We start from the raw sequence: 11,826 nt of genomic DNA on the forward strand, positions 1-11,826 counted from the left end.
TATTATGAAAATAAAAATTATTCTACATCCCACCATATTCTGGTGGTAAATTGATCTGGCCCTTGTCTTGTAATGGCCTCTTGATAGTTCTGTGGATTCGCAGTTTGTTCTCTTTCGAAATATCGTAATCTTCTTGGTATTTGCCCGTTACTTTCATTTCCTGGAAAATTCACTGGGGTTAATACAGGAAACCCTGTTCTTCTCCAATTGGCATACGATTCAATATCATTTAAGAAAGTGCATACCCAATACTGCGTATTTATTTGTTCTAATCCTATTGCTGGGTTATAAGGGTTTGTTGTAAGATAATCTGCAATATCGCTATCGGGTATTATAGCGTTTTCGCCATACAGTGCTAAGAATTTCATTGCTGCAGTGACCCCGTTATTATAATGTGTAGCAGGATCTCCCCCAGCTATTCCCCATCTTAATGCTGCTTCTGCTAACATAAATTCTACTTCGGCATAAGTTTGAAAGAAATACGGAGCATCTTCTCCTGTTATAATTAACCGATTTGCTTCTGTATAAGCTTGGTCATTTGTTTCTCCTGTTAATGCTAATAATCCATCTGCATTTAACCCATTAGGCAAACCTCTTTGCATAGTTGGATCCATTCGTTCTGCTTCTGTTCTTAAAATAGCGTTACCATCTGCATCAGTTTCTCCTGTATCTTCTGGCAATGAACCATAAATTGTAAGCCTTGGATCACCATTTAATATATTTACAAAAGTATCACTAAGTCTAGAATCACCATCTGCACTAAAAACCTGTCCATTACCGTTTCTGTTTAGTCCATCAACTAACGTATGTTCTATATATGCTATATCATCATTAGATTGCATTACACCACCATCAATTGCTCTTTGCGCCCATTGTTGTGATGCAGCAGGATCTACTTTAATCAGACGTAATCCGAGGCGTAACATCAAAGAATATCCAAAACGTTTCCATTTTTCCTGACTACCCTGATAAAGTATATCTGCACTTCCTAATTGAGAAGCTCCAGTACCTAAACCAGCAGTAGCTTCTGCTAATTCATTAAGCATATCGGCATATATTTCACTTTGCGGATCGTATTTTGGTCTAAAAATACCACTTATAAATCCTTTCCCTGCTTCACTATATGGTACATCTCCGTATAAATCGGTAATCTTATGATAAATAAAAACTCGTAAAATTCTTACAATAGATACCATCTCTTCAGAAAATTCACCATCTGCATTAGTTTGCAATTGAGATAAAAGATCCTCTACTGCTTTAACCATATCTCCATACCCTCTTTCAAACCATGCACCGGACCATTGGGCATTATACAGATATTTATCTCCAGCCCAAACTCCTCCTGTAGCAGACATATGCTGGATCATAGTCGAGGAATAAATTAAATTTCCTCTCCAATTTTCGAAACGATCTCCTGCCGTTCTTAAAAGAGTATTTGTAAGTTTTGGTCCGGGATCTAATTGCAAAGCCGAATTAGGATCCTGATTTAGTTCTTCAAAGCCGTTATCACAATTGGTAATGGTCAATACTGTGATAGCTGTTAAAAAAATTTTCAATATTTTTTTCATAATATGACTATTATTATAGTATTCACTTAAAATTTTACATTCACACTCAATCCATAACTGCGAATTGGAGGTAGCCCAAAATACTCTAACCCCTGTGCGTTTCCTGCATTAAATCCTGCTTCAGGATCTATGTTATCTGCTTTTTTAGAGATAAAGAACAGATTTCTACCTATTAACGAAACACTCGCTGAATTGATAAATGTTCTTCCCAATATGTCTGAAGGAAAGGTATATCCTAAGCTAAACTGACGAAGTTTAATGAAATCGGCATCTTCTACAACCTCCTCTGCTATACCAGAAATACGGCCATAATATCCTTGTATTGTTGTAGGATCATGGGTAAATGTAAAGGGATCTCCACTGGGGTTAGCATCTGTAACATTTGTGACTCCTGTAACTGTAAAGTTACCTTCTCTTCCTACTAATGTCTTTTTATGCAACCCTGTTGAAATAGCCGTTGCATTAGTTCCTGCATATACTTTACCTCCAAATTTTCCGTCGATAAGAAAATTTAATGTGAAATTCTTATAACTAACTGTATTTGAAAAACCAAGTGTTAATGGAGGAACACCTTCTCCTAGAACTCTCCTTTCTGGATCTATAACTGGGAGACCATCTGCATCATATACCAATTGACCTGTATTGTTTCGCAAATATGCTGTTCCTAATATTACACCAAAAGGTTGTCCTACAACTTGACTAACGTTTGCGGCAAACGTACGAACATTACCAATAGTCAAATTACCATTATCTTCATCTGTTGCAATTACCTCACTTTCATTATAACCAATATTTACACTGGTATTCCATTTAAAATTATCATTTTGGAAAGGCGTTGCAGAAATTAAAAGCTCTATTCCTTTATTTTCTAATTCACCAATATTTGATAGTACATTAGAAAACCCTGAAGTATTAGAAATATTAACATTAACAATATCCCTTTTAGTTGTATTCGTATAATAAGCAAAATCTATCCCTAATCGGCTATTAAAAAATCGCATATCAAATCCAACTTCTATTTCTTCTTTAGAAAATGGTGTAATTGCAGAGTTAGGTACTGCACCTGTAGCAATCTGACCTAAAGGTTGGCCTTGATGTCCTTGCCCAAAAATTTGGAATGGTAAATTTAGACTATAAGGATTCGGTGCGCCACCCGCAACTTCAGAGTATCCTGCTCTTACTTTTCCAAAAGTAAACCATGAAGGCATTTCAAAAGCATCAGAAAATACAAAACTACCATTTACTGATGGATAAAATTCATTATTTGGACTGTCTTTACCCACTGCAGAAAGGGTAGAAAACCAGTCATTTCTTCCTGTAACAGTCAAGAATAAATAATCATTATATGATAAACCTATCGAGCCATAGATCCCCGATAATGCAATTTCTTCTAATCTTCTTTCACTTGCTCCTGGGTTTCGTACATTTCCTATAATTTCTAAGAAAGGAACTATAAAATTACTTCCCCTAAGATCTAATCTATCAGATCGTTGTGTATTTTTATTTGCTCCAAAAGTAGCATCAATCTTAAACTTATCGGTAATATCTTTATTAATATTTAAAAGCAAATCTGCATCAACTTGGGTAAGATTCACTTCTCGTTCTAGAATATCTCCACCTCCTGTTCCATCAGCTTGAATTTGGAAAGCCGTACCATATCCTGTAATAATTGTAGTTCTAGTAGTGTTATGATCAATACCAGCTCTTGCACTAATGTCTAACCAATCGAATATTTCATAATTAACGGTTGCAGCACTAATAATTCTGTTTCGTCTATCAAAAGTTCTAAACCTACTTGATGCCCAATATGGATTGGTTAAAAAAGGACTTCTGCTAATTCTTCTTTCGAAACCATCACTCTCTCTAGCTCCTCCTGTATCTGCACCCAGATCGGTTACATTTACATTTGCCGGTAATAGTGCTGTTCCAAAATTTGCATTTCCTGGAGCATCAGAAACTCTAGGTCTATTGGTTACTTTTTCAATAATATACCTGGCGCTCACATCTAAAGTTAATTTATTTGCTACTGTAGAGCTAGAATTTAACGAAAATGTTTTTCTATTAATTTCTGAATTGGGAACAACATCTAAATTATCTAAATTACTAATCCCAAATCTATAATTATATCCTTCTCCTGATTTGGATAAGGCAACTGTATTAATCAATGAGCTTCCTGTTCTATAGAATCTTTTTAAATTATCACCAACATTTACGTAGGGTCTTGAAACTCCATCAAATTGTACAGAACTTGGTATACTACCTAGTCTTGCTCCCCAAGATGTAAAAGCCGCATCAAGCGCTGCATCCTGAGTTGTAGGAGCGACTCCTTGAGTACCTTGACCATATTCTTTTTGAAAATCTCTAAAGCTAGTATCAATCTGATCAAAGTTAATTTGGTTAGAATATTCAACTCCCAATCCTTTTTGATTTTTTCCATTCTTGGTCGTAATAATTATTACTCCATTAGATGCTCTTGAACCATATAAAGCTCCTGCTGCTCCACCCTTAAGTACACTTACAGACGCTACGTCATCTGGATTAATACTAGAAATACCATCTCCTAAATCCGAACCTCCCCACTCACTTGCTGCTCCTAATTGTGTGTTATCAATAGTCACACCATCGACAACATACAAAGGTTGATTTCTTCCTGCTAAACTTGAAGCTCCTCTAATAATAACCCTACTTGTACCTGCTGCCCCTGTAGAAGGTTGTGTAATATTAACTCCTGCAATTTTACCTTGTAAAGCGTTTATAGCATTTGTTGATTTTACTTCAGAAATAGACTCTCCTTCTAATTGAGTAACAGAATACCCCAGTGTCTTTTGTTCTTTTCTGATATTAAGTGCTGTGACGATAACTTCGTCAAGTTGTTCTTCTGATTCTGATAATGATACATCAATTCTTGTTTGCCCATTAACAGGAATTTCTTTTGTAGCAAACCCCAATGATGAAAAAATTAAAATCGCATCTGGTTTAGGCAAATTAACCGAATAGTTACCTTCAAAATCAGACAACACACCTATCGATGTACCTTTGACTATAACATTTACTCCTGGAATAGGCCTACCTACTTTCTCATCGGTTATCGTACCCGATACTGTCGAATCTTGTGCTTTTATTGTTTGAAAACCAACAAAAGACACAAACACTAGAAATACTAGTAACTTATTACACATATTAGATTGTTTAATTTACATTAAGTTAATTTCTGCTCTCCCAGGCTAAAAAAACCAATTATGGTTTCTTAATTAACCCAGTATAAATGTTATAATATCATTAACTTTTCGAAAAGTTTTTCGACCAATGACAATGCTGAAAAGTTAAAGGACAAGATTACGAAAACGTTTGAAGTCACTTCTTTTTATTTTATTTTAACATTTAGAACTACAGTTTCTTTAGTATTTATGTTAAAACTACTTAAAAGATCTATTTCAGGCTAAAATGCAACTTCCCTGAATTAGTGAGCTTTTTATGAGAAACAAAAAAGCTATTGTACGTTTCATCTCCAATTTTTATAGTATCTATATTTTTTTTACTGTTTACATTATGAGCTGTTATTACCAAAGTATCATTTTTGTAATACTCATTATCCAAGTGAATTATTACTTTATCAAATTTTGGTTTACAAAAGGTATATATTGGTGATGCCGGAGTAATAGGGTAGATTCCTATCATTGAAAATATTGCCCATGCAGACATTGTTCCTGTATCGTCATTTCCCGGTAAGCCATTTGGAGTGTTTTGATAGTGTTTATCTAATAGTTCACTTACTTTTTTTTGTGTTCTCCATTCTTGACCTTTTACATAATTAAATAAAAATGGATAGGCTATATCGGGTTCGTTAGCCATATCGTACTGCTCATAATCAAAAACTTTTTGGAGTTGTTCTAAAAACATCTTATCACCTCCCATATTATTTTTTAGTCCCAAAATGTCATGTGAAACCATAAATGTATATTGCCACGCATTTCCTTCTATAAATCCTAAGTTTTTAATAAAATTTGCTCCTGTTTCAGGGTTATAGGGAGTTAACCAGCTCCCATCATCATTTTTAGGTCGTAATAGATTAAACTCTTTATCAAAGAGTTTTCTATATGATAGTGCGCGCTTCGAAAACCGTTCATGATTTGTTTTATCGCCTAATTCTTTGGCTAATTGCGCGATAGCAAAATCTGCAATATTATACTCTTGTGTAGTAGATACAGAACCACTACTTGTTGTTTTTGTTGTTAAATACCCTTTTTCGATATAGTCTCTAATACCTGGACGTAAAGGATTATGGTCTAATTGATTTGCACTTTTTAACATAGCCGAATATGCTTTATTTATGTCAAAATCACGAATTCCTTTAAGGTACGTATCTGTTATTATAATACCTGCGGGATCTCCTACCATAGTCGTTGTTTCGGTACCATTTAATTCCCATTTAGGAAGCCAACCAGTTTCATCATAAATTTGCAACATACTTTTGACCATATCAGATTGCTGTTTAGGATACACTAAACTCATTAATTGATGTAGATTTCTATACGTATCCCATAATGAAAAAACGGTATATCTGGTATTCTTAGTTTCTAAAGTTTCTCTGGTTCTCATTTTAGGGTATTCGCCATTAACATCATTTAGTGTATTAGGATGAATCAAAGTATGATACAATGCTGTATAAAAAACAGTCTTATCATCTTCTTTTCCTCCTTCTACTTCTATTTTTGACAAATACTCATTCCATTCTCTTTTAGTCTCATTTTTGATTTGATTAAACGTCTTATTTCGAGTTTCTTTTTCAAGATTTTCACGAGCATTTGCTATACTAACATAGGATATTCCTATTTTCATTTCTATCTGAGTAGGTTTTTCAAAATTATATCTCATATACCCACCAATACTATCTCCTGTAATTTCTTTGGTAAATCCTTTCTTAATTCTAGTATTACCATTATAATTACTCATCCAATCCGCTTCTATTCCTTTATACTTTAAAGGCTTTTTCCACACTCCAAATTCATTTGCAGGTTCAGAGAATTTTGCTACAAAATAAACAGGATATGCTTCTTCTGGTTTATAGTAACAAAATGAGCCTACGGTTCGAATACCTTCAATCTCTGTAGGGGAAACAATTTTCATGGTAGCGCCTTGCTCATTAGTTAACCCCAACCCTAAGTTTAATAAAATGTTTGCTTCACCTTTTGGAAAAGAATACTTATTTACTCCTACTCGAGTGGTTGCCGTTGTTTCTACTTTAACGTTGTATTTATCTAAAGTAGTCGTGTAGTATCCAACTTTTGAAATTTCATCAGAATATGTAGATCCGTATTTTGTATACTGTGTTTCCAGATCTCCTGTAGTTGGCATCGCTACAATTACACCCAAATCAGGACACCCTACTCCACTTAAATTTACGTGACTAAATCCCGTCAAAAAAGTATTTTCATGAACATAAGGTGTAGATAACCAGCGGCTATCCTTTTCTAACGGTAAATTTCTGCTACCCGCAACATTAAAAGGCGATACATTGACCATACCTCTTACTGCTATGGGGCCTGGGTTAGTAGTTCCAAAATTTGATGTCCCAATAAAAGGATTTACATATTGGATAACGTCTATTCTATCTTCTTTGACAATTTCTTTTTTCTCTGATCGAAATTTTTCTTTTTCTTCTTGAGAACAAGAAGCTAGTAAAAAAATAAGTAGTAGGCGTATGAAACTATCAAATCTTCTTAAAATGTTAAATATCATTCTCATTTTTCTTTTATAATACCCCCTTAGAATTAAAACTAGAGTAATTAATAAATTACTCTTTACTTAGTGAATATGGTACTGCTCCAATTGTACTTGCCCAGTTTTTATTAGGTTTATTATGAAGTTTAAAATTTAATGTCCCACCTTTTTGAATATCTTCAAAATTTATAAAACTTTTATCATGAAGCACTCCATTTAAAGAGACTGAATTTATGTATACATTTTTTTTAGAATTATTTGGAGCATCTATGATAAATGAATTGCCATTTTCTAATTTTAAAGTAGCTTTCTTAAATAATGGGCTTCCTATTACATATTGGTTTACCCCTGGAGTAACTGGATAGAATCCCAATGCACTAAACACATACCAAGCAGAAGTCTGCCCGTTGTCTTCATCACCACAATATCCATCTGGTGTTGCAGCATATAACTTGGTAAGTACTTCTCTAATTTTTTCTTGTGTTTTATAGGCCGCATTGGCATAATTATATAAATAAATCATATGTTGAATCGGTTGATTTCCATGTGCATAATTACCCATATTAACAATTTGCATTTCACGAATTTCATGAATTGTAAATCCATAATAAGACGCATCAAACTCTGGTGGCATAGAAAATACATGATCCAATTGTTTTTCAAACTCAGTTTTACCACCCATTAATTGTATTAAACCATCAACATCATGAAAAACTGACCATGTATAATGTAGACTATTACCTTCAGTAAAAGCATCTCCCCATTTTAGTGGATTAAATGGAGTTTGAAAGCTACCATCTTTGTTTTTTCCTCGCATTAATTTTGTCGATGGATCAAATAGGTTTTTATAATTAAGTGAGCGTTTGTAAAATTTAGTAGCTAGCTCATTCTTACCTAGTTTTTCAGCCATTTTCGCAATTGTAAAATCTGCATATGCATACTCTAATGTTCGTGCTGCATTTTCGTTGATCTTAACATCATACGGCACGTAACCCAGAGTATTATAATAGTCTATTCCTTCTCGACCGACAGAACGAATGGGGTTTCCATCAGACAATGGTCTTCCTGTTGAAGTTGTAGCGTTTTTTAGGATTGCCTCAAATAAAATTTCTTTATCAATATCTGTTACTCCTTTTAAAAATGCATCTGCAATGATTGGAGCCGAATTTGATCCAATCATACAATCCCTATGACCTGGACTTGCCCATTCTGGTAACCATCCCGATTCTTTATATGTATTTGCCAATCCTTGCATAATATGACCATTTAATTCTGGATACATCATATTAAAGAAAGGGAAAACTGCTCTAAATGTATCCCAAAAACCATTATCGGTAAACATATAACCAGGTAATACTTTACCATTGTAAGGACTATAATGAACTATTTCGTCTTTCTCATTGTATTCATAGAATTTTCTTGGAAACAACAGTACACGATACAGACAAGAATAAAAGGTCTTAATATGTTCTGTATTATCATCTTCGATTACAATTTTTCCTAATTCTTTTTCCCACTCATTTTTTGCTTTATTATAGGTTTCTTCAAAAGTATCTTTCCCTATTTCTCTATCTAAATTTAATTGTGCTTGTTCTAAACTTATAAAAGAAGAGGCAACTTTTACATGCACAGCTTCTCCTTTTTTAGTGCTAAACCCTATAATAGCTCCTACATGTTCTCCTTCATTTTCTTTAGAATTGTTTATTAATGTCCAGTCGTCTGTCCAAGTATGATTAACTTCAAAATCTTTATCAAATTGAGCCACAAAATAATTATGAAAATTATTAGGCACACCACCACTATTATTTCTACAATATCCTATAATCTTTCTTTCTTCTGGAATAATTTTAACCATAGACCCTTTAAAAAAGGCATCTAACATGATATAAGATTGTTTTGCTTCTGGAAAAGTAAATTTAAAATGTGCAGCTCGTTCTGTAGGCGTAACCTCTGCAGTAACATCATAATCCGCTAAATATACCTTATAATAATGTGGTTTAACTGTTTCTGCTTTATGCGAGAACCAAGAAGCTCTTTCGTCTTCTTTATATTTAAGATCTCCTGTAATTGCCATTAAGGAAAATGCTGCATAATCGTTTATCCATGGGCTTGGCTGATGAGTTTGTTTTATGCCTCTAATTCTATTTTCATCATATTTATAGGTCCAGCCATCTCCCATTTTTGAAGTCATTGGTGTCCAAAAGTTCATAGCCCAAGGAGTTGCAATTGCCGGATATGTGTTTCCATTAGATAAATCAAAGGCAGAATCTGTTCCCATTAACGGATTTACATAATCTGTTAATGATACTTCCTCTTGTTCTTGAATCTCTTCTACTTTTTCATCTTTTTGTTTTGACTTACATGCCAAAATAAAAGGTACTAAAGCGTATATAACAAGTTTTATTCTCATTGATTATTTTATTTTATTGTATTACTATTTCATCAACAAAAAGCCATGGAACTTTACCTGCTCCTTGATGCCATTTTGGAAGTTTTCCTGCGTTTTGAACTATTATTTTTAGGTATTTAGCTTCAACGTCCTTTATTTTGATATTAAATCGTTTTTGACTTTTATCTCCTCCTTCTCTTTGATGTGTAGCATCATAATCCATCTCTCCTACTTTTTGAAAAGAAGTGTTTTCGTTTCTGGAATATACTTCTATCCTCTTTGGGAATAGAATCCATGAACCTGAATCTCTAAGGCAACTTACAGCAACACCATTAATACTTTTAGGTTCTTCAAAATTAATTGTGCTAATTAGATCTACCCCTTCATAACCGGTCCATTTTCCATCAGAAAAAAGAGTACTTCCTTCTATAAAATCAAAAATTTTATGTGCTCCGGGATATTTAGTAGATGGCTCATTTACAATTTCAAAATTTGTGACTTTATATTTTATTTTGAAAAAATCTTTTTCAAAGATTGGACTTGGTAACCATTCATCTTGATACATTTTTGCTTTTAACTTAGTAGATTTTACTATTTTAATGGGCTCATTATATCGAGTAGATGTACTGTCAGGATCCGAACCATCAAGACTATAAAATAGTTTTGCAGAACGGGCAGGATCATTAAAAACAATCAAAAGACTATCTGAAAAAAGAGATTGTTCTGTAATAAGTTTAGGAGGTTTTAATGGTTTGATTTCGGTAAATCCTTCAAAAATCCCTTCGTGGATTTTTGTTTTACTAGCTTTTTCTACTTGTCTAACAAATTCCTTATCAACATTAGTATTCCAAATAAATACATCGTTTAAAGCTATTTTTTCTAGAACTACCTTTAAGCCATCATTATCAACAGCTGTGTGATGAAGATTTAAAACCTTAAGTTTCTTTAAATCTATTAAATAATTGAGAGTTTTATTGGTGATTTTAGTATTATCAAGACGTAATTTTTCTAATCGCTTTAGGTATTTTAATCCTTTAGTCATATCATCTGTAAGCAATGTAGTATTCATATCCAATTCTACCAACTGCTCAGAGATTCCTGCTAATGTATTAACAGCTTCTTCTGAAATCGAGTCTTTGGTAAATTTAACTATCAATTGTGGTTGATTAATAGCAATCCTATGTACCGAAAAGCCAGCTTTCACTACTTTATTTAAGGCTCTAATAGAAGCTTCAGGAATATTTTCTATATCTTTTTCTATATAATTCTCTAATAGACTTATTAACGTATCGTTACTTTGATAAGCTAATGCTTTTTTCTTGAAATCTACACCATTATTTATCCAATGTTTTAATAACCATAATTCATCGGTAGTAATTTGATTTTTACCCGCAGGTGGCATATGTTCTTCATTGTCTAATGGCAATAAAATTCTTTTAATCATATGACTTTTTAAAGCATTTCCTTTTTGTACTAATGCCCCATTTTTTCCTCCTTTTTGTATCATCTCTTCAGAAATTAGAGATAATCCTCCTTTTTGTTTGGTTGCATTATGACATTGCACACATTTAGCATCAAGAATTGGATATATTACATCAGAGAAATAACGTAAACTATCTATCGCTTGAGGCTTCTTCGTTTTTGTCTTTAATGGTGAATATTGCGTTATAAAATTATCCCCATGAGTTAATATACTACCAAAATGTCCTGTTATACTTATCAAAATAATAGTCATGACAAATAATGGGAAAAATAGTTTTTCTAAATTTTCTTTTGAAGATCTTTTAATTAGAAATAATACTAATGTCAAAATTGCTGTACCAATACCTGTCCACATATGAATATTTGTGGTACTTTCCTCGTAACCTCCTTCTAACGATAAAAAATAGCCTAAAACACATGCAATACTTGCAAAAAAAGTACTAAAACCTAATCCGTTCTTAATAAGTGTTTCTGGGTATTTTTTACGAATACGTCCAACAATATCGAAGTAAAACACTAATAGTAATCCCCCAATTGGTAAATGCAATATTAAAGGGTGAAAACGCCCTAAAAACAAAATAAACTCTGGTGTATTACTTTCTATTTGAACAAAGAACATTTGACTCAAAAACAAGTACCATATTTCGGGTATTATAAAATTCATGA

The 11,826-nt window shown here is 33.2% G+C and carries 5 protein-coding genes; all 5 read right to left on the reverse strand.

All coding sequences use genetic code 11. The features are described from left to right. Positions 1-17: 17 nt before the first annotated feature. Positions 18-1,568 (reverse strand): SusD/RagB family nutrient-binding outer membrane lipoprotein, encoded by a 1,551-nt coding sequence (locus tag AWE51_RS21275; RefSeq protein ID WP_066317955.1) that lies wholly within the window; start codon positions 1,566-1,568, stop codon positions 18-20. 26 nt (positions 1,569-1,594) lie between these two features. Further along, positions 1,595-4,747 carry a SusC/RagA family TonB-linked outer membrane protein gene (locus AWE51_RS21280; RefSeq protein WP_066317957.1) on the reverse strand — a complete coding sequence of 1,051 codons (3,153 nt, stop codon included), beginning with the start codon at positions 4,745-4,747 and terminating at the stop codon, positions 1,595-1,597. 250 nt (positions 4,748-4,997) lie between these two features. Then, positions 4,998-7,307, reverse strand: a complete 2,310-nt coding sequence (locus AWE51_RS21285; protein ID WP_082832549.1) for a GH92 family glycosyl hydrolase — start codon at positions 7,305-7,307, stop codon at positions 4,998-5,000. Positions 7,308-7,362: 55 nt separating this feature from the next. After that, positions 7,363-9,699, reverse strand: coding sequence for a GH92 family glycosyl hydrolase (locus tag AWE51_RS21290; RefSeq protein WP_066317960.1), 2,337 nt, complete (start codon positions 9,697-9,699; stop codon positions 7,363-7,365). Between the two features lie 13 nt (positions 9,700-9,712). Next, positions 9,713-11,824 (reverse strand): c-type cytochrome domain-containing protein, encoded by a 2,112-nt coding sequence (locus tag AWE51_RS21295; RefSeq protein ID WP_066317962.1) that lies wholly within the window; start codon positions 11,822-11,824, stop codon positions 9,713-9,715. Positions 11,825-11,826: the final 2 nt, after the last annotated feature.

Origin of the sequence: Aquimarina aggregata (genome assembly GCF_001632745.1) — a bacterium.
In the GTDB taxonomy this organism is placed as follows: Bacteria; Bacteroidota; Bacteroidia; order Flavobacteriales; family Flavobacteriaceae; genus Aquimarina; species Aquimarina aggregata.

Excerpts from the sequence above, each read along its gene's own strand:
- AWE51_RS21275 (WP_066317955.1), bottom strand. The coding sequence starts at position 1,568 with ATGAAAAAAATATTGAAAATTTTTTTAACAGCTATCACAGTATTGACC.
- AWE51_RS21280 (WP_066317957.1), bottom strand. The coding sequence starts at position 4,747 with ATGTGTAATAAGTTACTAGTATTTCTAGTGTTTGTGTCTTTTGTTGGT.
- AWE51_RS21285 (WP_082832549.1), bottom strand. The coding sequence starts at position 7,307 with ATGATATTTAACATTTTAAGAAGATTTGATAGTTTCATACGCCTACTA.
- AWE51_RS21290 (WP_066317960.1), bottom strand. The coding sequence starts at position 9,699 with ATGAGAATAAAACTTGTTATATACGCTTTAGTACCTTTTATTTTGGCA.
- AWE51_RS21295 (WP_066317962.1), bottom strand. The coding sequence starts at position 11,824 with ATGAATTTTATAATACCCGAAATATGGTACTTGTTTTTGAGTCAAATG.